This is a genomic window from Tabrizicola sp. (assembly GCF_051645465.1).
Classification (GTDB): domain Bacteria; phylum Pseudomonadota; class Alphaproteobacteria; order Rhodobacterales; family Rhodobacteraceae; genus Tabrizicola.
Map to the genome: position 1 here is coordinate 1 of NZ_JBOFBI010000034.1, position 22,232 is coordinate 22,232.

General features: G+C 64.1%; 18 protein-coding genes and 1 pseudogene. 9 read left to right on the top strand and 10 right to left on the bottom strand.

What is annotated here, in order from left to right; genetic code table 11:
• Window positions 1-970: deoxyribodipyrimidine photo-lyase (locus ACRCSW_RS01970; protein WP_438702318.1), on the bottom strand; the 970-nt coding region annotated here is incomplete at its 3' end.
• A gap of 112 nt (window positions 971-1,082) precedes the next feature.
• Between ACRCSW_RS01970 and pepN the strand changes: the two genes are divergently transcribed.
• Both pepN and ACRCSW_RS01980 read left to right on the top strand, forming a co-directional pair.
• Window positions 1,083-3,647, top strand: a complete 2,565-nt coding sequence (gene pepN, locus ACRCSW_RS01975) for an aminopeptidase N (RefSeq protein ID WP_438702319.1) — start codon at window positions 1,083-1,085, stop codon at window positions 3,645-3,647.
• 135 nt (window positions 3,648-3,782) lie between these two features.
• Window positions 3,783-4,250, top strand: a complete 468-nt coding sequence (locus ACRCSW_RS01980; RefSeq protein WP_438702320.1) for a hypothetical protein — start codon at window positions 3,783-3,785, stop codon at window positions 4,248-4,250.
• A gap of 6 nt (window positions 4,251-4,256) precedes the next feature.
• On the opposite strand, the gene ACRCSW_RS01985 is transcribed toward ACRCSW_RS01980, so the two are convergent.
• Window positions 4,257-4,772: a transglycosylase SLT domain-containing protein gene (locus ACRCSW_RS01985; RefSeq protein WP_438702321.1), complete on the bottom strand. Its 516-nt coding sequence runs from the start codon at window positions 4,770-4,772 to the stop codon at window positions 4,257-4,259.
• A gap of 274 nt (window positions 4,773-5,046) precedes the next feature.
• Between ACRCSW_RS01985 and ACRCSW_RS01990 the strand changes: the two genes are divergently transcribed.
• The 3 genes from ACRCSW_RS01990 (at window position 5,047) to ACRCSW_RS02000 (ending at window position 8,346) form a co-directional block, all read left to right on the top strand.
• Window positions 5,047-6,159 carry a hypothetical protein gene (locus tag ACRCSW_RS01990; RefSeq protein WP_438702322.1) on the top strand — a complete coding sequence of 371 codons (1,113 nt, stop codon included), beginning with the start codon at window positions 5,047-5,049 and terminating at the stop codon, window positions 6,157-6,159.
• Between the two features lie 68 nt (window positions 6,160-6,227).
• Window positions 6,228-7,739, top strand: a complete 1,512-nt coding sequence (gene gatB, locus ACRCSW_RS01995; RefSeq protein ID WP_438702323.1) for an Asp-tRNA(Asn)/Glu-tRNA(Gln) amidotransferase subunit GatB — start codon at window positions 6,228-6,230, stop codon at window positions 7,737-7,739.
• Between the two features lie 223 nt (window positions 7,740-7,962).
• Window positions 7,963-8,346, top strand: coding sequence for a DUF4177 domain-containing protein (locus ACRCSW_RS02000; protein ID WP_438702324.1), 384 nt, complete (start codon window positions 7,963-7,965; stop codon window positions 8,344-8,346).
• Here ACRCSW_RS02000 and ACRCSW_RS02005 read toward each other — a convergent pair whose 3' ends face one another.
• Both ACRCSW_RS02005 and ACRCSW_RS02010 read right to left on the bottom strand, forming a co-directional pair.
• Window positions 8,347-9,447, bottom strand: coding sequence for a pyridoxal phosphate-dependent aminotransferase (locus ACRCSW_RS02005; protein ID WP_438702325.1), 1,101 nt, complete (start codon window positions 9,445-9,447; stop codon window positions 8,347-8,349). It abuts the gene before it with no gap.
• A gap of 213 nt (window positions 9,448-9,660) precedes the next feature.
• Window positions 9,661-12,882 (bottom strand): valine--tRNA ligase, encoded by a 3,222-nt coding sequence (locus ACRCSW_RS02010; protein WP_438702326.1) that lies wholly within the window; start codon window positions 12,880-12,882, stop codon window positions 9,661-9,663.
• Between the two features lie 159 nt (window positions 12,883-13,041).
• Between ACRCSW_RS02010 and ACRCSW_RS02015 the strand changes: the two genes are divergently transcribed.
• The 3 genes from ACRCSW_RS02015 to ACRCSW_RS02025 all read left to right on the top strand — a co-directional run bounded on the left by ACRCSW_RS02015 (window position 13,042) and on the right by ACRCSW_RS02025 (window position 14,910).
• On the top strand, window positions 13,042-13,554 hold the full coding sequence (locus ACRCSW_RS02015) for a hypothetical protein (protein WP_438702327.1): 513 nt from the start codon (window positions 13,042-13,044) through the stop codon (window positions 13,552-13,554).
• Window positions 13,555-13,650: 96 nt separating this feature from the next.
• Window positions 13,651-14,271 (top strand): DUF2306 domain-containing protein, encoded by a 621-nt coding sequence (locus ACRCSW_RS02020; protein ID WP_438702328.1) that lies wholly within the window; start codon window positions 13,651-13,653, stop codon window positions 14,269-14,271.
• A gap of 48 nt (window positions 14,272-14,319) precedes the next feature.
• A complete protein-coding gene (locus tag ACRCSW_RS02025) occupies window positions 14,320-14,910 on the top strand; it encodes a TetR/AcrR family transcriptional regulator (RefSeq protein ID WP_438702329.1) in 591 nt (196 codons plus the stop codon).
• A gap of 6 nt (window positions 14,911-14,916) precedes the next feature.
• On the opposite strand, the gene ACRCSW_RS02030 is transcribed toward ACRCSW_RS02025, so the two are convergent.
• The gene (locus ACRCSW_RS02030) at window positions 14,917-15,372 is read right to left on the bottom strand and encodes an Lrp/AsnC family transcriptional regulator (protein ID WP_438702335.1); all 456 of its coding nucleotides are present in this window, start codon (window positions 15,370-15,372) and stop codon (window positions 14,917-14,919) included.
• A gap of 137 nt (window positions 15,373-15,509) precedes the next feature.
• Between ACRCSW_RS02030 and hppD the strand changes: the two genes are divergently transcribed.
• The gene (gene hppD, locus ACRCSW_RS02035; RefSeq protein ID WP_438702330.1) at window positions 15,510-16,604 is read left to right on the top strand and encodes a 4-hydroxyphenylpyruvate dioxygenase; all 1,095 of its coding nucleotides are present in this window, start codon (window positions 15,510-15,512) and stop codon (window positions 16,602-16,604) included.
• 54 nt (window positions 16,605-16,658) lie between these two features.
• Here the strand turns inward: hppD and ACRCSW_RS02040 are convergent, their stop codons facing one another.
• From ACRCSW_RS02040 to hmgA, 5 genes and pseudogenes are all read right to left on the bottom strand, one after another.
• The gene (locus ACRCSW_RS02040; RefSeq protein ID WP_438702331.1) at window positions 16,659-16,844 is read right to left on the bottom strand and encodes a DUF2783 domain-containing protein; all 186 of its coding nucleotides are present in this window, start codon (window positions 16,842-16,844) and stop codon (window positions 16,659-16,661) included.
• 2 nt (window positions 16,845-16,846) lie between these two features.
• Window positions 16,847-18,391 (bottom strand): FAD-dependent oxidoreductase, encoded by a 1,545-nt coding sequence (locus ACRCSW_RS02045; RefSeq protein ID WP_438702332.1) that lies wholly within the window; start codon window positions 18,389-18,391, stop codon window positions 16,847-16,849.
• Window positions 18,392-18,394: 3 nt separating this feature from the next.
• On the bottom strand, window positions 18,395-19,345 hold the full coding sequence (locus ACRCSW_RS02050; RefSeq protein WP_438702333.1) for an MBL fold metallo-hydrolase: 951 nt from the start codon (window positions 19,343-19,345) through the stop codon (window positions 18,395-18,397).
• A gap of 360 nt (window positions 19,346-19,705) precedes the next feature.
• Window positions 19,706-20,956, bottom strand: a pseudogene (gene fahA, locus ACRCSW_RS02055) (fumarylacetoacetase); the annotation flags it as partial.
• Between the two features lie 56 nt (window positions 20,957-21,012).
• Window positions 21,013-22,232 (bottom strand): homogentisate 1,2-dioxygenase (hmgA, locus tag ACRCSW_RS02060; protein ID WP_438702334.1); only part of this gene is annotated, 1,220 nt, incomplete at its 5' end.

Genomic DNA, 22,232 nt, shown 5'->3' on the forward strand with positions numbered 1-22,232 from the left:
GAAGATAGCGCAGGCACGCGTCCAGGAACGGGAGGCCCGTTTCGCTTTGCGCCCAGGCCTTTAGCCGGGAGGCGTCGGCTTCCCGGGGGCGGGTGATGGCCAGGGGGTGCAGGTCGCGGTGTTCGATCGACGGTTCGTCTTCCAGCTTCTGGATGAAGTGGTCGCGCCAGGCCACGCGGGACTGGAAGCTTGCCAGCGACCCGCCCCAGCGCCCGCCGGGTCGTTCGGCTTGCCGGGAGGCGGTCGCCTGAACAACCTCGCGGATCGAAAGCGTGCCCCAGGCGAGATGCGGCGACAGGCGCGAACAGGTACGCTCGGCAGATAGCGGAGAGGACAATGCGGTACGGTAGGGTTCGCCCCGCCGGGCGAGGAAGCTGTCCAGAAGCTCGATCCCACGGGCGCGACCGCCTAGCTGGCGGTGGGGGCAGGGGTCGTCGGCCAGTTTGAGGCCTCGGGCCGTGGGGATGAGGCCGGGCTCGACACCCTCGAGCGGCATTGCGATGGGGGGCGGAAGGACGGGTCCCGCGACGAACGCATCCCGCTGGGAGGACCACCCGTCCCGCCCATGAAGTCGCCTGACTACGCCCGACTGCGGCAGTTCGGTCCAGGCGATCCCGGCGCCCCTGACCCAGGCCAAAACCCGCTGGTCGCGGGCGTAGGTCCAGAGATTGCCGGTTTCCTCATGGCTGACGATCTGGCCGATCCGGTGCTGGCGGCAAAGACGTTCAAGCACTTCGACCGCGTCCCCGATCCGAACGACAAGCGGCAGCCCGATGGCCCCGAGCGCCAGACGCAAATCCTCAAGGCTTTCGGCCACGAATTCCCATTGCCGGGCCGATGAGTCGGGAGCCGCCCAGAGCTCAGGCTCCACGATGTAGACCGGCAAAACCGGCCCGACCCCCGCGGCGAGGGCCAGCGCTGGGTGGTCGTGGACGCGCAGATCGCGCTTCAGCCAGACGAGAACATTCATGGAACAAAGATGTAGCGTCGGGGACAGATTCGTAAAGCGGCAAAAGACTGTTGCCGGGCTGGCCCTTGCGCCCGCGGCGAAGCACCGTAGCTTCAGATGAAAGGAGCCCCGCATGCCCGATCCGCAAAAGGCCGTTCGTTTGGCCGACTACCAGCCCTACACGCATTGCGTCGACAGCGTCGACCTGACCTTCCGCCTTGTGCCGGAGGCCACCCGCGTGACGGCCCGGCTGACACTGCGGCCGAACCCCGAGCGGACGGGGCGTAATGCCCTGAGGCTGGATGGCGAGGGGTTGAAGCTTCTCTCCTGCACGGTTGACGGCAAGCCGGTCAAGCCGGAGATTGACGCTGAAAGCCTTACTATCCCGGCCAAAAGCCTGCCTGCCGGGGCTTTCACCCTGGAAACCGTAGTCGAAATCGCGCCCGACGCCAATACCGCGCTCGAGGGGCTTTACATGTCCAAGGGCATGTACTGCACCCAGTGCGAAGCGGAGGGGTTCCGCAAGATCACCTACTACCCGGACCGCCCCGATGTGATGTCGCGTTTCAGGGTTAGGATCGAAAGCGACCTGCCGGTGCTGTTGTCGAACGGCAATCCTGTCGGGCGAGGCAAGGGTCAGGCGGAATGGGATGACCCTTGGCCGAAGCCCGCCTATCTTTTCGCGCTGGTCGCGGGTGACCTGAAAGCCCATTCATCGACATTCGTCACGGTGTCGGGCCGGAAGGTCGACCTCAACATCTGGGTCCGCCCCGGTGACGAAGACCGCTGCGCCTATGCGATGGACAGCCTGATCCGGTCGATGAAATGGGAGGAGGAGGTCTACGGACGGGAATACGACCTTGACGTCTTCAACATCGTCGCGGTCGATGATTTCAACATGGGCGCGATGGAGAACAAGGGGCTGAACGTCTTCAACTCCCGCTATGTCCTCGCGAGCCCCGAAACCGCGACCGATGACGATTTCGCAAGGATCGAGGCGATCATCGCGCATGAGTACTTCCACAACTGGACCGGCAACCGGATCACCTGCCGCGACTGGTTCCAGCTTTGCCTGAAGGAAGGCCTGACTGTCTTCCGCGACCACCAGTTTTCCGGCGACATGCGGTCAGCTGCCGTGCGGCGGATCGAGGATGTCGTAGCGCTCCGCGCCCGCCAGTTCCGTGAGGATGCCGGCCCCCTGGCGCACCCGGTGCGGCCCGAGAGCTTTGTGGAGATCAACAACTTCTACACCGCGACCGTCTACGAGAAGGGTGCCGAGGTGATCGGCATGCTGAAGACGCTGGTCGGCGATGCAGGGTACAAGCGCGCCTTGGATCTTTACTTCGATCGCCATGATGGCGATGCCGCCACGATCGAGGATTGGCTTCAGGTCTTCGAAGATGCCACAGGGCGCGACCTGTCACAGTTCAAGCTATGGTATTCGCAGGCCGGAACGCCGCAGCTGAAGGTCGCTGATGACTGGAAGGACGGCGTCTACACGCTCACCTTCACGCAAGCGAACCCGCCGACCCCCGGTCAGCCCAAGAAAGACCCGAAGGTCATTCCGATCAACGTGGGTCTTCTAAACCCGAATGGCGACGAGGTCGTGCCGACGATCATGCTGGAGATGACGCGGGCCAAACAGAGCTTCCGGTTCGAGGGGCTGGCGGCCAGGCCGATCCCGTCAATTCTGCGCGGGTTCTCTGCGCCTGTGGTCCTGGACCGCAAGGGTCTGGCCGAAGAGCGAGCCTTCCTTCTGGCCCATGACACTGATCCCTTCAACCGATGGGAGGCGGGCCGGGCGCTCGCCAAGGATGTGCTGGCCGAAATGGCGCTGAAGGGGGCGCCGCCGCCACCGGCCTTCCTGGATGCGATGGCCTCTGTGGTTTTTGATGAAAGCCTTGATCCGGCGTTCCGTGCACTCTGCCTGCGGCTGCCGGGAGAGGATGATCTGGCGCAGACAATCCACGCCATGGGCCGGATTCCGGACCCCGCCAAGATCCATGCCGCACGGCGCGAGATGGCAGGCGCGCTGGCCATCCGGCTTGGGGATGGCCTGCAACGGTTGTACAAGGACCTTGACGACAGCGCCCCGTTCTCGCCGTCCGCTGAGCAGGCCGGGCGCCGCGCTCTGAAGATGTCAGCTCTGGGGCTTTTGACCCGGCGTGATGGCGGCAAGCTCGCGGCCAGCGCATTCGCCCGCGCCCGCAGCATGACCGAAGAGATCGGGGCGCTTTCGGCACTTCTGGATGTCCGCGAGGGGCAGGCCGAGCTTGCCGCGTTCGCGGCGCGCTGGCGCCGGGATGCTAACGTGATGGACAAGTGGTATGGCCTGCAGATCATGAACGCCGAGCCCAGTGAGGCCGCGGCCGTTACCACCCGCCTAACTGAAACGCCCGCTTTCGACTGGAAGAACCCCAACCGGTTCCGGTCGGTGATCGGCGCGCTTGCGGCGAACCATGCGGGCTTCCACCACCAGTCAGGCGCAGGCTATAGGACCGTCGCAGACTGGCTGATCAAGCTTGACCCTCTGAACCCACAGACGGCGGCCCGCGTCTCGACGGCTTTCGAGACCTGGCCGCGCTATGACGCCGCCCGGCGAAAGCTGGCGCGCGCCGAGCTTGACCGGATTCTCGCCGCGCCGGGACTAAGTGGCGATCTGCGAGAGATGGTGGAACGCATGATCGCTGCGAGGTAAAGCATGCCGCAGTTGACGGGTTTGCGGTGACCGTGGCACCTTTTCTCGGGACAGTTTTGGAGTGACGCGATGCCTTACGTGATAGCGCTTTTGGGGATTGTAGTTGGAGCATATTTCTGGATTCAGCGTGCCAGAATGGCGGCTGAAGCAACGAATGAACTGGTCGGCGTTGCGCAGGACGTGATGGCTGCGGCCCGGCGGTTCGGTTTTCGCCGCAAGCACAACCTTCATCCGGTGGAATCGCTGGAAGACCCGGATGTTGCCATCGCCGGGGCCGGGATTGCCTTTCTGGAAATGGGTGGTCTGCCGACGGCCGAGCAGCAGGACAAGCTGATCGTCAGCCTGCAGACTCATCTGGGACAAAGCCACAACAAGGCCGAGGAAGCCGTGATCCTGGGCCGCTGGCTGGTCGCCGAAAGTGGTGGCGCGGTGCAGGGGCTGGAACGGCTGACGCGGCGGCTTTACAAGCTGCGGGGGCGCGAGACCTTTGAGCCGCTGATGGCGGTTCTGAAGGATGTGGCGGCGGCAGGACGCGATGGCGCACTGGCGACCCGCCAGCGAGAGGCGCTCGAAGAGATAGCGGTCCTTTACCGGATCACCTGACCCCGGTCACTCGACCTGGCAATAGGGCTGCTGGCTGGTCCAGGCCGACATGGCGCTGCGCTTTTCGTTGCTGCGCAAAGGGGCCCAGTCCCGACCGATGCCGCGATTGCCGCCGCCCGCCACAAGCCCGTCCTTCGCGACCTGCGTCGACATGATCTCGACCGCGCAGGCAAGGTTTGCCTTGCCGTCCTTCAGCGCGACAACCGAGGTCGCTTCGCAGCCGTAATAGCCTGCCGAGCGGGGAGAAATCTGCATCAGGCCAATCCAGCGCCCACCGCCGCCCGAGGCCTGCGGGTTCCAGGTGCTTTCATACTTTGCGACTGCGGACAGAAGCCCGGCCCAGAAAGCCCGCCGCTCGTCGACCGAGGCTTCGGCATAGCCCGGACACCAGGTTTCGATGTCCGCAGGCACCCGTTCCGACAGAAGCTGGTCCTTGCTTGACAGCGCCACCAGGGTTGATTCGGTCCACGCCTGGCCTTCGGGATGGTGATCCCACTGCATCGGCGGGGCGACGAAGGCCATTTCTTCGGCAGGCTGAGTCTTGACGCAGGCCACAAGAGAACCAATTGCAAAGAAACCCAAAATCACGCGCATAAGCATAGCGAAGTCACCCGAAAATCACCGCATTTCCCTTTTTTCGCCCTGATCCGAGGTCAATTCTGACCCTAGGGCAGGCGAAAACTGCCCAGAGGGCGAGTCAATGCTAGTTACACCGTCACTTCTGCATGTGAAAACCCGGTCGGGTCGCAGTGAGCAAGAACATGCTTTCGGGCTCCGGTCAGAGGCTGTTGCCAACATGGATCTGCTTGACGGGTTCAAGGCCGACCAGGTGCTTGCCAGGCTGGATGCACCGGTAATGCGGGAGGGTCCGGAAAGGACCGAATGGCAATGCGTTCGTGACGACCATGCCGCCATGGCAGCCGCCGGGGAATGGACCGATCTCCTCGAAGCATTGCGCTACACCGATCAGGAACGGGTGATGGCTTCGGGCGGCCGTCGCGTTGCGCCGCTGATCAGCGAAGGCATGCGAGCTGGCCTGTCTCTGGCGATTTCCAAGGCCGACTGGACGACAGCCAAGGCCGAGCTGGCGGTGCTGGGCTCGGTCTACGAGAAGAATCCGGAAGACTACTGCGCGGCCCAGGTCCTGGCGCAGGCGCATGTTGATCTTGCTGAGGCCAAGCGCGGCCAGACCGCCCTGTCCCAGCTTTCGAACGAAACTCTGGCTGAGACTTCGGCGCACTACAACGCCGCCGAAGACCTTGTAACTCTCTTCGACCCGATCGAAGAAATGTCTCCGCTCCTGGCCGCGACCCGCTATGCGCTGGTCGGCGGGATTGAGGATGGCGGCGCCGTTTGCCGCGAATGGTACGAAGACTGGTGCGATCTCGACCCCGAGGATGCCGCCGCCCACGCGGCCCACGCGGTGAACATGCTGCCCGGCTGGTATGGATCGCTTTCGGCGTTCGAACGCGAAGCGCGCCGCGCGGTGCGGTTGACCGATGGCGTGACTGGCAAGGCTGCCTACGCGATCTATCATCTGACCGCAGCGCGGACTCTGGGCGATCTGTCACCGACAATCGACCACGGCTTCTTCTTCGAGGCTCTGGGCGACTACCAGTCGGCAACCGGTTGCCAGTACCGCGCCAATGTGACCGCAAGCCTCTTGTCCGGGCTGGTGATGGATCTGCGAAATGCCGGCCCCACCATGGCATACCAGCTGACCAAGTCGCGTGCGGCCTTGTCCGATGTGCTCTGGAACCGTCTGCGCGAGATCCAGCTCGACTGCTGGGATCATGGGACCGCAAGCCTCGCTTTCGCCCTGGCCGAGGTCTTTGGCCCGGCCCTGAAGCGCGGCGCCCGTATCGTTCGCCGGGGCGATGGCCTTGGCACGCTGGTGCGGCGGACCTGACGGCACCCCTTGCCCGCCGTTCGCGCCCGGCCTAAACGGACCGGAGCACTCGCGCTTTCGGAGGCATCATGCTGGACCTGACCTATACCGCGCCCACACCCAAGGTGATCGCTGGGGCCAAGGCCGATTGGGAGCTTGTCATCGGTATGGAAATCCATGCCCAGGTCGCCTCGAACGCCAAGCTCTTCTCGGGTGCCTCAACGGCGTTCGGGTCCGAGCCTAATTCGAACGTCTCCTTCGTCGATGCCGCCATGCCGGGCATGCTGCCGGTAATCAACGAGTTCTGCGTCGAGCAGGCGGTGCGGACGGGGCTGGGGCTGAAGGCGCAGATCAACCTGGTCTCGGCCTTCGACCGGAAGAACTACTTCTACCCAGACCTGCCGCAGGGCTACCAGATTTCCCAGCTTTATCATCCGATCGTGGGTGAGGGCGAGGTTATCGTCGAGATGGCCCCAGGCGTTGCGCGCCGCGTGCGGATCGAGCGGATTCATCTTGAACAGGACGCGGGCAAGTCGATCCACGACATGGACCCTGCCTTGAGCTTCGTCGACTTCAATCGCACAGGCGTGGCGCTGATGGAAATCGTCAGCCGCCCCGATATCCGGGGGCCGGAGGAGGCCGCCGCTTATGTCACGAAGCTTCGCCAGATCCTGCGGTATCTCGGGACCTGCGACGGCAACATGCAGAACGGGAACCTTCGGGCTGATGTGAACGTATCAGTCTGCCGTCCGGGCCAGTACGAGAAGTATCAGGAAACCCAGGATTTTTCGCACCTCGGCACGCGGTGCGAGATCAAGAACATGAACTCGATGCGGTTTATTCAGCAGGCCATCGAGTACGAGGCCCGCCGCCAGATCGCCATTCTGGAGGATGGCGGTTCGGTGCACCAGGAAACCCGCCTCTACGACCCCGACAAGGGCGAGACGCGGTCGATGCGGTCGAAGGAAGAGGCGCATGACTATCGCTATTTCCCCGACCCCGACCTTCTGCCGCTGGAAATCGAGCAAGCCTGGGTGGACGGGGTTCAGGCCTCGATGCCGGAACTGCCTGATGCCAAGAAGGCCCGCTTCATGGCGGACTACGGACTGACCGACTATGATGCGAACGTGCTGACCGCCGAGCTGGAGTCGGCCCGCTACTTCGACGAGGTCGCGAAGGGCCGTGACGGCAAGACCGCGGCGAACTGGGTGATCAACGAGCTTTTCGGCCGGCTGAAAAAGGAAGGCCACGACATCACCGAAAGCCCGGTGTCAGCCGGGCAACTGGGCGGAATCATTGATCTTATCGCGACGGGGACGATTTCCGGCAAGATCGCCAAGGACCTGTTCGAGATCGTCTACACCGAAGGTGGCGAGCCTTCTGCAATTGTTGAAGCGCGGGGGATGAAACAGGTCACCGACACCGGCGCCATCGAGAAGGCGGTGGACGAGATCATCGCCGCGAACCCTGAGCAGGTGGAAAAGGCCAAGGCCAATCCAAAGCTCGCGGGTTGGTTCGTGGGACAGGTCATCAAGGCGACGGGCGGCAAGGCGAACCCCGCGGCGGTGAATGCTCTGGTGGCGGCGAAGCTCGGCCTCTAGGCCGGGTGCGGACAAATCTTTTCGAAAAGATTTGCAAAATCCTTCGAAGGATTTTGGCCCCCAGGGCTCGGCCTTCCTCTACCGCTTGGGGGCAGCGCCATGGCCGCTTGCAATATCCTGCGCTGTTGCGCGGCAAGCGCGGTACTGCCGAAAAACCTTGGCGTGATTTGCGGTTGCAGGCAAAATCTCATATCAATCCATTGACCATAACGGGAGAAACCCGATGCAGCGCTTTGAGTTCAAGGTCATTCCGGCCCCGAAACGGGGCGAGAAAGCGCGGGGGGTGAAGACCACCGAAGACCGCTTTGCGCTTGCCCTGACCAATCTCATGAACGCCCTTGGGGCCGAGGGCTGGGACTACGTTCGCGCGGATTCGCTCCCTTGCGAAGAACGGGCGGGCTTTACCGGAACCAAGACGACGTTCCAGAATGTGCTCGTCTTCCGCCGTGCGGTTCCCGACGCCGCCCGCGAAACCGAGCGCCCGGCGGTACGGATTTTCATGCAGGAACCCGCCCCGGCCGCGCCTCGCCTTGGCCCTGCTGAAGCATCGCCTCTCTCAAAAGCCCCGGCGGTCGGACCCGCCAAGCCGGAGCTCGCGGCGGAGTGATCAGCCCGCGGCACGAAGCGCCTGGGGCAGGGCTTCTTCAAGTATATCAAGCGTCTGATCGTCACCAAGGCTGATGCGGATGCACCGATCCAGGGGGGCCACTCCGGGCATTCGGACGAAGACGCCACGTTTGCCCAGTTCGGTCAGCAGGTTCCGCGCGAAGTCCCCGTCGCGGCCGCAGTCGATGGTTACGAAGTTGGTGGCGGAAGGGAGTGGGGCAAGACCGTTCGCCCTGGCGATGGCCGACAGCCGTTCACGTGCGTCAAGCGTGCGCTCTTGAACCGAGCGCAGCCAATCCTGATCGGCAAGGGCTGCGAGCGCGCCCGCCTGCGAGACGCGGGTCATCCCGAAATGATCACGGACTTTGTCAAACGCGATGGCCAGGTCGGGGCTGGTGATCGCATAGCCGACCCTTGCGCCCGCAAGGCCGTAGCCTTTTGAAAACGTGCGCAGCCGGATGACCTGCGGGTGATCGGCCGGGATCGAGGGGACGGTGCCGGGCGGGGAGAGATCAGCGTAAGCCTCATCGAGGATCAGGAGGGTATCTTCCGGAAGGTTCTTTGCCATTTCCTCAATGACTGGCGCGGGGTGATGGCTACCCATCGGATTGTCGGGATTGGCTAAGTAGACGAGCTTAGCGCGGGTCGTTTTCGCGGCGGCGAGGAGGGCTTCGGGGTCTTCGTGGTCGCCCTTGTAGGGCACGCGGGTGAGAGAGCCACCTTGAGCGGCGACGTGGAAGTTGAAGGTCGGGTAGGCGCCAAGCGAGGTCACGACTGGTGTGCCCGGTTCAAGCGTCAGGCGGCAGATCAGGCCGAGGAGGCCGTCGATGCCGGGGCCGATGGCGATATGGGCGGGGCTGATCTGATGGTGGGCCGCAAGCGCCTGTTTCAGGTCATGGTTCTCCGGGTCTCCGTACATCCAGGCCTCGGAGGCGGCGGCCTGCATGGCGGCGACGGCTTTCGGCGAGGGGCCGAAGAGGCTCTCGTTCGCGCCGAGGCGGGCGCGGAAGGGGATGCCGGTCCGGCGTTCAAGGGCCTCGGGGCCGGTGAAGGGGACGGTCGAGGGGAGAAGGGCGGCATGGGGGGTCAGGAAGCGGCTCATCGGGGGAAGCTGCCATGCGAGCGATGGGGCCGCAAGATGCCTCCCGTTGTCCCACGGTGGGACAATAGCGCGTGGTATTGAAAATCAATGGCTTACGGTGTCGTTCAGGAAGCGTTAAGCAATCCGCAGCGCCTTGGTCCGGCAAGGGGGGCCTTCTGCCCCCCTCGTCGCTTCGCTCCTCACCCCCCGAGGATATTTGTAGACGAAGAATGACTAGCCGAGGTCGGAAAGGCGGGCGAGGGCGGCGTTGATCTTCTCCGCTTCATCCTGCCGTGCTTCGAGGTTGGACTGGGCTTCCATCACCACGTCTTCGGGGGCGGATTTCACGAAGTTGGGGTTGTCGAGGCGGCCTTTGAGGCCTCCGATTTCCTTGGCCAGCTTCTCCAGCGCCTTTTGCAGGCGGGATTTTTCCTCGGCGATGTCGATCAGGCCCTGAAGCGGGATCGCGAAGGCGGCGCCTTCGGCGGCGACGGCGATGGAACCTTTCGGGGCGGGGCCTTCGCTGAACTGGTCGATCCGGGCCATGCGGCGGATCAGGACTTCGTTCCGGGTCCAGGCTTCGCGGGCTTGGGGTGTCAGGCTTGTCGCCACGAGGTCGGCCTTGAGGCCCACGGGGACATGGACCTGCGCGCGGGCGGAGCGGATGTCGTCGATCAGGGTGGTGACGAAGGACATTTCCTGCTCGGCGTCCTTGTTGATCTTCTCCTTACCAAATTCTGGCCAGTCGGTGTGGACGAGGAGTTTTTCCTTTTCACCCGTTTGTGCCCAAAGCTCTTCGGTAATGAAAGGCATGAAAGGGTGAAGCAAAATCATTGACTGCCAAAGAACCCACGCGAGGGTCTCTTGGGTTTCAAGCCGCTTCTCAGGGTCGTCCAACAGAGGCTTTGCAAATTCGACGTACCAGTCGCAAACCTTGCCCCACACAAACTTGTAAAGCGCGTCTGAGGCCTGGTCGAAGCGGAAGTCGTCAAGGGCTTGGTTGACCTCGGCGAGGGTTCTTGCGGTCTCGCCGATGATCCAGCGATTTGCTGTAGCGCTGACGCTAATCGACATCCAAGGGCGGATGTGGGTTGTTGCTTCCCACACCCCGTTCATCTCGGCAAAGCGGCAGGCGTTCCAGAGTTTGGTGCCGAAGTTCCGGTAGCCGGCGATGCGCTGGGTGTCGAGTTTCAGGACGCCGCCAAGGCTCGCCATTGCGGCGTTGGCGAAGCGGAGGGCGTCGGCGCCGTATTCGTCGATGATCTCCAACGGGTCGATGACGTTGCCGAGCGACTTCGACATCTTCTTGCCCTTGGCGTCGCGGACGAGGCCGTGGAGGTAGACGGTGTGGAAGGGGATGTCGTTCACGACGGCGAGCTGCATCATCATCATCCGGGCGACCCAGAAGAAGAGGATATCCTGCCCGGTCACGAGGACCGAGGTGGGGAAGTATTTCTGCAGCTCCGGCGTGGGTTCGGGCCAGCCGAGCGTGCCGATGGGCCAGAGGCCGGAGGAGAACCAAGTGTCGAGGACGTCGGGGTCGCGGGTCAAGACTGGATTGTCATTGCCCCAAGCAGCACGTACTTCATGGTGCCACTTACCGACGTCTTCGTCGAAAAGTATGTCCTCCTCCGAAAATCCGCCTGGTCCATAGTATTGCGCGGCGATCTCGCGCACGGCCTCTTGGCTGGAACCACAGAATGCCACAGGGTCACCACCCTGTTCAAACGTGGCCTTTAGCAAGGCACTCCGCGGCAGAATTCGTTTGCCTTCGGCCTGAAGTTTTTCTGCGCGCGCCGTTTCCTCACGACTGTCGGGGTTGTAGAAATGCACGCCCTTTAGCGGCCCTTTCCAGGGGGACGTTTCATCCTTCGCCCGCAGCCTTGGCCCATACCAAACCGGAATCTGATGCCCCCACCAGAGCTGGCGGGAGATGCACCAGGGCTCGATGTTTTCCAGCCAGTGGTAATAGGTCTTCTCGCCCGAGGGCGGCATGATCTTGGTGCGGCCGGTCCGCACCGCCTCGAGCGCGGGTTCGACGATCTTGGCGGTGTCGACGAACCACTGGTCGGTCAGCATCGGCTCGATGACGACCTTGGAGCGGTCGCCGAAGGGCTGCATGATGGGTTTGGCTTCGACGTAAGGTGCGCGCTCCAAATGTTCGGCGCCGGTTTCCTTGTCGACGGACTTCTTGAGGTAGGTGACGGCGAGGCCTTCGGCGGTGATCTGATCGACCACGCGCTTGCGGGCCTCGTACCGGTCGAGGCCGCGGAGGTCGTCGGGGACGAGGTTCAGGGCGTCGATCTCGGATTCCGAGAGGGTGAAGGGCTGCTCGGCGAAACCGGGGGTCGTGTAGCCCCTGGCGACAAGCCAGGCGCGGGACATGCGTTGGGCCACGGCGGCGGCCTCCGCGTAGGGAACGCCATCGGCCCGCATCTGGGCGCGGGTGTCCATCAGGCGGTAGCAGGGGATCTCGGCGCGCTTGGCCACCGCATAGTCGTTGAAGTCATGCGCGCCGGTGATCTTGACGGCCCCGGAGCCGAAGGTCGGGTCGGGGTATTCGTCGGTGATGATCGGGATCAGGCGGCGGTGTTCTTTCGGGCCAACCGGGATTTCGCAGAGTTTTCCGACGATTGGCGCGTAGCGTTCATCCGATGGATGAACCGCGACCGCGCCGTCGCCGAGCATGGTTTCTGGCCTTGTGGTGGCGATGGAGATGTAGTCGCGCGTCTCACGCAGGGTGACGTTGCAGTCCGCGTCCTTCTCGACATACTCGTAGGTCGCACCGCCCGCGAGCGGGTATTTGAAGTGCCACATGTGGCCTGCGACCTCGGTGTTCTCGACCTCCAGATCGCTGATCGCGGTTTCGAAGTGGGGGTCCCAGTTCACCAGGCGCTTGCCGCGGTAGATCAGGCCCTTGTTGTAGAGATCGACGAAGACCTTGATGACGGCGTCGTGGAAGTTCGGGGAGCTTTCGTGGCCGATCCGCGTGTCACCAGGCGCACCCGCCATGGTAAAGGCGTTGCGGTCCCAGTCGCAACTGGCACCGATGCGCTGTAGCTGCTTGATGATGTGTCCGGCGGTGCGTTCCTTGTAGCCCCAGGCATAGTCGAGGAAAGCCTCGCGCCCCATTTCGCGACGGCTTTGATTGCTGGTGGTGGCCAGCTCTTTCTCGACTGCGAGTTGCAGGGCGATGCCAGCATGGTCTTGACCGGGTTGCCAGAGCGTGTCGTCGCCTTTCATCCGATGCCAGCGGGTCAGGATGTCCTGCAGCGTGTTGTTGAAGGCGTGGCCGACATGCAGCGAGCCGTTCACGTTCGGCGGCGGGATCATGATGGAAAAGGCCGGGTGGCCGGGTTTGGCGTTGGCACCTGCACGGAAGGCCTTGGCATCGAGCCAGAGCTTCGATATGCGGGCCTCGGCTTCGGCGGCGTTGAAGGTCTTTTCCATCGGCATGGGCGTGGTCCTTTGCGGCTTTGGGCGGGATAGCGAATGCGGGCGCAAAGGCCAAGGGGGGTGGGAAGATGTCGGGGAATTTCCCATAGGCGCGGGTGGGCCGTGGTGACACGACGTCGGCTAAGGTGGTTGGTTGTTCAGTGGTGTGTAGAGGTAGCGATGAAAGTGTATGTTGAAGAGTTCGGGTCCAGGGGTCAGTTCAATGCGCTGTCCCACTCGGGGTGGGTGATCATTGCGGCGTTCCTGGGCGTGCTGGCCTGCGGTTCATGTCTCGGGGCAATCGCGGCGGGAAGAGACAGCTGGCTTCTGGCGGTGGACGGTACGGCCATCGACGCTGTCGTCCTCGACAAGCACGTGGCAGAGAGCGATCCTGAGCGGCATCGCCCCGCCTCATACTACCTGCAGCTGGCCTACGCCCCGCCGGGTACGGATCGGGTTGAGGTGGAGGATGGGGTCTCTCCCAGCCGCTATGACGCCGTCGATCCGGGGGATCATATGACGATCCGCTATGTGCCCTCGAATCCTGATGTGTTCGAGATCGAACCGGGAGGGCAGACGGGTTCTGAGCGGTTCGGATGGTGGCTTGGCATCGGGAGCGTGATTGGCGCCCTCGGCGCGGCGGTCGGAGCCTGGCTGCGGTGGCGAAACACAGTGCCGGAGACGGTGGCATAGCGATTAGGCCAGCGGCGGGCGCGGTGCAGATATAGGGAACTTGACGGCGTCAGCATTCCGGGTATCTTTTCACTGTAAAGTTTACCTGGAGGCGTGATGGCTGTCGCTTTGACCCGCGCCGCGCTCTGGTTTCTCTGCCTTGCCATTGGTCTGGCCAGTTTCCGCATCCTCTTTCTGGGGATGGAGGAGAGCTTCCCGCACATGAGCAAGCAGTTCAGCCATGCCGCCATATTCTGGACCCATGTTCTGGGGGCAGCGGCGGCGCTGATGTTGATGCCGTTCCAGTTCTGGAAAGGCCTTCGCAACCGGCGCCGGGCACTGCACCGCTGGATCGGCCGCGCGTATGTGCTTGTCGTTCTGGCGGGGGGGCTGTCCGGCCTTTACATGTCGTTCTTTGCGGCCACGGGGCCGGTTGCGGGGGCGGGGTTTTTCATCCTCGCGGTGCTGTGGCTGGCAACGACCTGGATGGCCTATGCAAAGGCGCGCGCCCGCGACTTCGCGGCGCATGAGCGCTGGATGATCCGCTCTGCGGCGCTGACTTTTGCGGCGGTGACGCTGCGGCTCTACATCCCGCTGGGTCAGGTCGCTGGCCTGCCGTTCGATCCGGCTTACACGGTTATCGCCTGGGCCTGCTGGGTTCCGAACCTGATCGCGGTCGAGTGGTGGCTTTGGCGGCGCGGCCGGGCCGATAGCAGATCGCCCGTCGGGGCGGTTTAGTCTGTCGGCTGAGAACGTGGTTTTTGACGGGGTAATGTGGCGGCGCCAATGCGGGACATGACCGAAAAGCCCTACCACCACGGCGACCTGCGTGCTGCCCTTTTGACCGCCGCCGAGGCCGAGCTTTCCGAACGCGGGGTCGAGGGCTTCTCGCTCCGCTCGGTCGCGAAGCGGGCCGGGGTCAGCCATGCCGCGCCCACGCATCACTTTGGCGACGTCGGCGGGCTGTTGACGGCGCTTGCAGCCGAGGGGTTCCGGCGGTTTCAGGCGACGCTTGATGCGCGCGAAACGGGTGCGGTCGATGCGCGGGACCGGGCGGTGCGGGCAGGTCTTGGCTATCTTGACTTCGCAATGGCGCGCCCGGCGCTCTTCCGGCTGATCTTTTCCTCGGCTCGGGCGGATTATGCTGATCCTGAGCTGCTGGCCGCGGCAGAGCATGCCTACCGGCACCTGGTTGATCTGGTGCAAGCGTTGGGGGGCGACGACGCGGATGTGATCTCGCTTTGGGCGGCGAGCCATGGCGTGGCGGACCTTGCGACCGGCAAGAAGCTGCGGACGCTGGCCGGAAAGCCGCCGGAAGAGCGCGAGGCGCTGATCCGGACGGTCTTGCTGCGGTCGCTGCCGGGAGCGGCGGGCTGACGCACCTTAGACCGGCAGCCCCGCGTCGGGTTTGGGTTGGTCCATCACGATCTGGCTTTGCACCCGCGCCACGGCGGGGTTCGGCAGAAGCCGGTGGTGGATGAGCGTGTTGAGCGCGGGCAGATCGGCGCACCAGACGCGGAGGAGGTAGTCGGCCTCGCCCGTCAGGGTCCAGCAGGCGGTGACCTCGGGGAGTGTCGAGACGAGGCGGAGGAAGCCCTTGGCGGCCTCGGGGCTGTGAGCGGCCATCTGGACCTGGACGAAGGCCTGGACTGTGAGGCCAAGCTTCGCGGGAGACAGGCGGGCGTTGTAGCCAGTGATCAGGCCATCTGCCTCAAGCCTCGCGCGGCGGCGGGCGGCTTGGCTGGCCGAGAGGCCGAGGAGGTCGCCAAGCTCTTGCGCGGTGATCTGCGCCCCGGCTTGGACAGCCGCGAGAAGGCGGGAATCGGTTTCGTCGAGCATGCGGGTTACTCGCGTCAGATGGCGCACAGGCGAAGAAAGCACGCAAGAATCCTGGAAATCAAGCTAATTTCCGCGCGGTATTGTCGAGGCCGCTGTGGCATCCTGAAGATGACGCAGTCTGCCCGAAGGAGAACGCCATGGGTCCCTTTCCGCACGATGCCCCGCGATCGGTGATTTCGCCAGAGAACCCGGCGGGCACCGACGGGTTCGAGTTTGTCGAGTTCGCTCATCCCAACCCGGACGAGCTTAGGGCGCTTTTCACCCGCATGGGATACAGCCTGACGGCCCGCCACAAGACCAAGGCGGTCGAGCTTTGGCAGCAGGGCGACATCACCTATGTTCTGAACGACGAGCCCGGCAGCCACGCGCGCCGCTTTGTCGAGGAGCACGGGCCTTGTGCGCCCTCGATGTGCTGGCGGGTGGCCGATGCGGCGCATGCGTTTGCCCATGTGGTTTCGTTGATGGCCGAGCCGTTCGAGGGGCCGGAGAAGACGCTGGACCTGCCCGCGATCAAGGGGATCGGGGGCTCGCTGATCTATTTCACCGACCGCTATGGCGATGCCTCGCCCTATGACGCCGAGTTCGACTGGGTCGCGGCGCCGAAGCCTGAGGGGGTGGGGTTCCACTACCTCGACCACCTCACGCACAACGTCCATCGCGGCAACATGGACAAGTGGTTCGACTTTTATCAGCGCCTCTTCGGGTTTCGGCAGATCCGGTTCTTCGACATCGAGGGCAAGTTCACGGGGCTCCATTCCCGCGCGCTGACCAGCCCCTGCGGGCGCATCCGGATACCGGTGAACGAGGACCGGGGCGAGACCGGGCAGATCGTGGAGTATCTGAAGCGCTACAATGGCGAGGGGATCCAGCATATCGCGGTGGGGTCGGCGGACCTTTACGGCTCGACCGACGCGATTGCGGCAGCGGGGCTGAAGTTCATGCCGAAGCCGCCGATGGCCTATTATGAGCTGTCGAAGACCCGGGTGGTTGGCCACGAAGAGCCGATCGAGCGGATGGCGAAGCATGGGATTCTGATCGACGGGGAAGGTGTGGTGGACGGGGGCGAGACGCGGATTTTGCTGCAGATCTTCTCGAAGACCGTGATCGGGCCGATCTTCTTCGAGTTCATCCAGAGGAAGGGCGATGACGGGTTCGGCGAGGGGAACTTCCGCGCGCTCTTCGAGTCGATCGAGCAGGATCAGATCGACCGTGGGGTATTGAAGGCGAGCTGAGGCGGGGGCACGATTTTTCGGCGAAAAATCGGGGGTTTGTGGAGATCGTGCGATTTACCTTCGGGCCAGTTCGAGCGCTTTGGCGAGGAAGGCCTGGTCGCCGATGTGGTTCATCAGGATCAGCACAAGCCGGGCGTTGAGGGCTTGGCTTTCGGGCTCGGTCAGGCCTTTGTGCGCGGCCAGAAGGGCGGCGTAGGCGCCGTCGGGATCGGGCAGGTTTGGGGTGGTGATCAGGGTCATGGTCAGTCTTTCCAGATCGCGGTCAGGGCATCGGCGATCATTGCTGGTGTGGCCTTAAGCCAGCGGGCGGCGACGATCTGGTCGGGGCGGACGAGGTAGAGGGCGGATGGCGCGCTGCCGAGGTAGCGGTTTTGCAGGTCAGGCGTGACCTCAAGGCTGAGTGCGCGCAGGCCGGCAATGTCAGGGGCGGGTTGGCCGATGGCCAGAAGCGCAGGCTCCCGGCCAAGCTGGTCGATCAGCCAGCCTTGCTTGAGGGGCGCGTCGGGGGCAACGGCTCCGGGGCGGCTTGCGGGTGGCAGGGTGGGATCGTCGGGGGCGGTCAGCGGGTAGGTGCAGGGGCGCGACAGGCGGCCGGAGTTCACCAGGGGCCGTGCGAACGGCGCTTTCGCGGCGAGTGCCAGGACGGCATCGCGGAAGAGGCGCTCGGCCCCGGGCGCGGGGGACATGAAGCGCGTGGTGCGGGAGGAGTTCAGGAGGTTCTCATCCGCAGCATGCTGACGCTCGCGGTCATAGGCGTTCAGGATCGTCGGGTCATGGCCTTTGGCTACGGCCGCCAGGCGCCAGCCGAGTGCGTCGACATCCTGCAAGCCGCCATTGCCGCCCCGCGCGCCGAAGGGCGAGACGATGTGGGCGCTGTCACCGCAGAAGATCACCTGGTCGTGGACGAAACGCTCCAACCGGCGGCACTGGAAGGTGTAGACGGACACCCAGTCCAGCCGGAAATCCTTATGCCCCACGGCCTTTTGGATGCGGGGGATCACGCGTTCGGGCTGCCGTTCCGCCTCGGGGTCGGCGTCCCAGCCAAGCTGCAGGTCGATGCGGTAGATGTTGTCCGGCTGCTTGTGCAGAAGCGCCGACTGGCCGGGGTGGAAGGGCGGCTCGAACCAGAAGCGGCGTTCGGAGGGAAAGTCGCCCTTCATCTCGATATCGGCGATGAGGAAGCGTTCCTCGAACAGCTCGCCGTCGAAGTCGAGGCCCAGCATGGAGCGGATTTCGCTTCGTGCGCCGTCGCAGGCGACGAGGTGATCGGCTTCAAGGGTGTAGGGGCCGTCGGGAGTTTCGACCGTCAAGTTGACGTGATCAGTCTGCGTCAGAGCGGTGACCTTGTTCTTCCACCGTAGATCGATGAGGTCGGGGAACTCCAAAGCCCGGGTTACGAGGTATTCCTCGACATAGTACTGCTGCAGGTTCACGAAGGCGGGCATCTTGTGGCCGGGGTCGGGCTGGAGGTCGAAGTTCCAGACCTCTTGGTCGCGGTGGAAGGTGCGGCCGACTTTCCAGATCACGCCCTTCTCGACGCATTTCCCGCCAACGCCAAGGCGGTCGAGGATTTCAAGGCTCCGCTTCGACCAGCAGATCGCGCGGGAGCCAACCGAGACGACGTTGTTGTCGTCAAGCACGACCGAGGGCACGCCGTATTGGGCAAGGTCGATGGCGAGCGCGAGGCCGATGGGGCCCGCGCCGACGATTGCCACCTTGTGACGGGGTTCGGGGGCGGTCAGGCCTTTGGGCGCGGTATAGGGGAAGGGGCGGTAGTCGTAGGGCATCGCTTACCCTTGCAGCGCCGCCCACATCTGAAGATCGCGCTCGGCGGTCCAGATGCGGGGGTGCGTGATGCCACGGGCCTCGTCATAGGCGCGGGAGACGTTGAACGGCAGGCAGTGTTCGTAGATCGCGTAGTCCTTGAACTTCGGGTCGCATTCGGCGCGGACGGCGTCCCAGGCTTCCTTCAGGCTACCGTTTCGCGCCGCCACACGGGCTGCAGGCCGGTAGGTGCTGTCGACGAAATCCCTGGTGCGGTCGAGGGCGGCGTTCACCGCCTTGAGGCCGATCACGGCATCGCCCCGACCGGGTGCGACGGCGTCAAGGTCGTAGGTGCGGATGGCCTGCAGCGTGGTGCCCCAGTCGGCGAAATGGCCGTCGCCGCAGTAACAGGCGGAATGGGCCTCGACGATGTCGCCGGTGAACATGACGTTCTGGTCGGGGACATGGATGACGGCATCGCCTGCGGTATGGGCGCGGCCGAGCTGGAGGATGTCGACCCGTCTGCGCCCAAGCCAGACGGTCATTTTGCCGTTGAAGGTGGTCGTCGGCCAGGTCAGGCCGGGAATGCTCTCATGGCCCTGGAAAAGGCGGGGGAAGCGCTGGAATTCGCTGTCCCAGTCCTCTTGCCCCCGCTCGGCCACCATGTTGCGGGCGGCCTCGGACATGATGACCTGGGGGGCGTTGAAGGCCGAGGCTCCAAGGACGCGGACGGCGTGGTAGTGGGTGAGGACGACGTGGGAGATCGGCTTGTCGGTCACGCCCCGGATGCAGTCGATCACCTTCTGGGCGAGGCGCGGGGTGGCCTGGGCCTCGATGACCATCACGCTTGCGTCGCCGATGATGACGCCCGAGTTCGGGTCGCCCTCGGCAGTGAAGGCGTAAAGGCCGTCGCCGATCTCGGTGAAGCTGATCTGCTTTTCCGAAAGGTCGCCTTGGGATGCGAAAGCGCGTGTCATGCTTCAACCTTCCATGAATTCGATCCGGTTCCCTACTGGGTCCGTTGTGAAGAACCGTCGCCTTCCGGCTATGCTGCTGTCCCAATGAACTGCTGCGCTCATGTCGGACAGACGCTTTGCCAGCCCATCGATGTCGTCGGTCGCAAAGGCCGGATGAGCCTTTCGTGCCGGCGTAAAGTCATCCTCGACGCCCAGATGCAGTTCCGCCTCGCCCGCACGCAGCCAAAGCCCGCCTCGGGCCCTCAATTCCTCTGGTTTGTCTACCAGGCTGAAGCCCGCGGCCTGCCAAAATGGCTGACAGATCGCCTCGGCACCGCGAGGGATAGCCAACTGCACATGGTCGAGTTTCACGCTGCCCCCCCGCGCGTAGGGGTCTTGTAGCGCGGGGAGGAGGGTTCCTCGGCAGTCGCCGAAGCCGATGGTGTAGCCGTCTCCACTGCACTGGCCGCGGAGCGTGAGGGTGTCGCCATCCTCGACGAAGCTACGCGTGCCGCCGTCGATGGCGAAGGGTTCCTTGCCGCCCCAGCTGAGTTCAAGAAGGCTGCCGCGGCTGTCTTTGGTCGCGCCGGAGATGGTGCCAGAGCCGAGGAGGTCGCCGGTGTTCATCGGGCAGCCGGAGGTGGTGTGGTGGGCGAGCTGCTGGGGGGCGGAGTAGTACATTTCGCGGTAGTTGGTGCGGGAGATGATGGTCTCGCTGCCGCCGTCTGGCTTTAGGCCGACCTCCAGTGCGATGTCGTAGAGCATCGGCGCTGGTTCCTCCAGGTGAGGGAGGAGGGGCACTTCGCGGGGCGGGGTGGAGGTGCGGAAGGGTTCGAGGGCGGCCTTCATGACGATCCAGGGGGAGATCGTGGTGGCGGTGGCCTTGGACTGGAAGGGGCCGAGGGGTTGGTATTCCCAGGCCTGGATGTCGCGGGCGGACCAGTCGTTCAGAAGGACATAGCCGAAGATCATCGCGTCAGCCTCGGCCACAGTCACCGGGCCGGTCGAGGGGGTGCCTACTACGGCGCCCAGTTCCAGCTCGATGTCGAAGCGGCGCGAGGGCTGGAATGACGGTACGGCATGGTCCGGCCCCTTGACCTGGCCCCAGGGGCGGCGGACCGGGGTGCCGGAGACCACGACCGACGAGGCGCGGCCGTTGTAGCCGATGGGGATGTGGAGCCAGTTTGGGGGGAGGGCGTTCTCCGGCCCCCGGAACATGGAGCCTACGTTGTAGGCATGGTGACGGCCGGCGTAGAAGTCGGTGTATTCGCTGAGAAGGAAGGGCAGGTGCAGCTCGGCCTTCGACAGTGGCACCAGATGCGGCTCGACCTCGGAACGTTCGGCCGACCCCTCGGTGAGAAGCGCGGTCAGGCGGGCGCGGAGGGCTGCCCAGACCTTGGGGCCCGCCTCCATCATTTCGTTCCAGAACGGCACGTCAAGCAAGGGTGCGCCGGGGAGGGTGAGCAACCCCTCCTCCTCAAGCGCCGCGACATCCAGCACGAAGTCCCCGATGGCCACACCGCAGCGTGCGTCCTCGCCGGGTGTCGAGAAGACCCCGCAGGGCAGGTTGTTCAGGGGGAAGGGGTGGTCCGGCGCATTGGCGCTGGCGACCCAGGAGCGGAGAAGCGGCATGAAGGTCTTTCTCTTCTACAAATATCCCGGGGGTGCGGGGGCTGGCCCCCGCTCCGTCATTTCACGCCTGGCGTTCCGTCGAACTTCTTCTCCAGGCTTGCCCAGCAGTCAATGTAGTCGTCCTGCAGGGGCGCGTTCTTTGCGGCCCATTCGGTCAGGTGCTGCGGGAAGCGGGTCTCGAACATGAAGGACATCGTCTCGTCCAGCTTCTCGGGTTTCAGGTCGGCGTTCGACGCGCCTTCGAAAGCGTTGCGGTCTGGGCCGTGTGGTAGCATGCAGTTGTGCAGGGACATGCCGCCGGGGACAAAGCCTTTCGGTTTCGCGTCATAAATGCCGTAGATGTTGCCCATAAGCTCCGACATGACGTTCTTGTGGTACCAGGGCGGGCGGAACGAATTCTCGGCCACGAGCCACCGTTCGCGGAAAAGGACGAAGTCGATGTTCGCGGTCCCCTCCAGGCCCGAGGGGGCGGTGAGGACGGTGAAGATCGAAGGGTCCGGATGGTCGAAAAGGATCGCGCCGACCGGGGAATAGGTCCTGAGATCATACTTGTATGGCGCGTAGTTGCCGTGCCAGGCCACCACGTCCAGGGGTGAGTGCCCGATCCGGGTCTCATGGAACTGGCCGCACCACTTCAGGATCACCCGCGAAGGCGCCTCACGGTCCTCGAACGCCGCGACCGGCGTCTTGAAGTCGCGCGGGTTCGCCAGGCAGTTCGCGCCGATCGGGCCCCGGTGCGGCAGGGCGAAGGGCGGCCCGTAGTTCTCGCAGACGAAGCCGCGGGCCGGGCCTTCCAGGACCTCGACCCGGTACACAAGGCCGCGCGGCAGGATGGCGATTTCCTTCGGCTCAAGGTCGATCACCCCAAGCTCGGTGCAAAAGCGGAGCCGCCCCTCCTGCGGGACGACCAGCAGTTCGCCGTCGGCCGAGTAGAAGTATTCGTCCTGCATCGAGGCGGTCACCGTATAGATATGCGCGGCCATCCCGGTTTGTGTGTTCACGTCCCCCGCCGTGGTCGCGGTGCGTATGCCGGTGACCCAGGTCAGCTCTTCGTTCGCGTGGGGCACCGGGTCCCAGCGGTATTGGCCAAGCGAGATCACGTCCGGCAGGACATGCGGGGCCGACTTCCAGTGCGGAACGTCGATTTTCTGAAACCGGGTGGTGTGCTTGACGGAAGGGCGGATGCGGTAGCACCAGGTCCGCTCGGGATGTGGTTTCGTGAAGGCCGAGCCGGACAGCTGTTCGGCATAAAGCCCGTAGGCGCATTTCTGGGGGC

What these genes read in the sequence shown, in the direction of transcription:
- pepN (WP_438702319.1), top strand. Translation starts at nt 1,083, where the DNA reads ATGCCCGATCCGCAAAAGGCCGTTCGTTTGGCCGACTACCAGCCCTAC.
- ACRCSW_RS01980 (WP_438702320.1), top strand. Translation starts at nt 3,783, where the DNA reads ATGGCGGCTGAAGCAACGAATGAACTGGTCGGCGTTGCGCAGGACGTG.
- ACRCSW_RS01985 (WP_438702321.1), bottom strand. Translation starts at nt 4,772, where the DNA reads ATGGCCTTCGTCGCCCCGCCGATGCAGTGGGATCACCATCCCGAAGGC.
- ACRCSW_RS01990 (WP_438702322.1), top strand. Translation starts at nt 5,047, where the DNA reads ATGGATCTGCTTGACGGGTTCAAGGCCGACCAGGTGCTTGCCAGGCTG.
- gatB (WP_438702323.1), top strand. Translation starts at nt 6,228, where the DNA reads ATGCTGGACCTGACCTATACCGCGCCCACACCCAAGGTGATCGCTGGG.
- ACRCSW_RS02000 (WP_438702324.1), top strand. Translation starts at nt 7,963, where the DNA reads ATGCAGCGCTTTGAGTTCAAGGTCATTCCGGCCCCGAAACGGGGCGAG.
- ACRCSW_RS02005 (WP_438702325.1), bottom strand. Translation starts at nt 9,447, where the DNA reads ATGAGCCGCTTCCTGACCCCCCATGCCGCCCTTCTCCCCTCGACCGTC.
- ACRCSW_RS02010 (WP_438702326.1), bottom strand. Translation starts at nt 12,882, where the DNA reads ATGCCGATGGAAAAGACCTTCAACGCCGCCGAAGCCGAGGCCCGCATA.
- ACRCSW_RS02015 (WP_438702327.1), top strand. Translation starts at nt 13,042, where the DNA reads ATGAAAGTGTATGTTGAAGAGTTCGGGTCCAGGGGTCAGTTCAATGCG.
- ACRCSW_RS02020 (WP_438702328.1), top strand. Translation starts at nt 13,651, where the DNA reads ATGGCTGTCGCTTTGACCCGCGCCGCGCTCTGGTTTCTCTGCCTTGCC.
- ACRCSW_RS02025 (WP_438702329.1), top strand. Translation starts at nt 14,320, where the DNA reads ATGCGGGACATGACCGAAAAGCCCTACCACCACGGCGACCTGCGTGCT.
- ACRCSW_RS02030 (WP_438702335.1), bottom strand. Translation starts at nt 15,372, where the DNA reads ATGCTCGACGAAACCGATTCCCGCCTTCTCGCGGCTGTCCAAGCCGGG.
- hppD (WP_438702330.1), top strand. Translation starts at nt 15,510, where the DNA reads ATGGGTCCCTTTCCGCACGATGCCCCGCGATCGGTGATTTCGCCAGAG.
- ACRCSW_RS02040 (WP_438702331.1), bottom strand. Translation starts at nt 16,844, where the DNA reads ATGACCCTGATCACCACCCCAAACCTGCCCGATCCCGACGGCGCCTAC.
- ACRCSW_RS02045 (WP_438702332.1), bottom strand. Translation starts at nt 18,391, where the DNA reads ATGCCCTACGACTACCGCCCCTTCCCCTATACCGCGCCCAAAGGCCTG.
- ACRCSW_RS02050 (WP_438702333.1), bottom strand. Translation starts at nt 19,345, where the DNA reads ATGACACGCGCTTTCGCATCCCAAGGCGACCTTTCGGAAAAGCAGATC.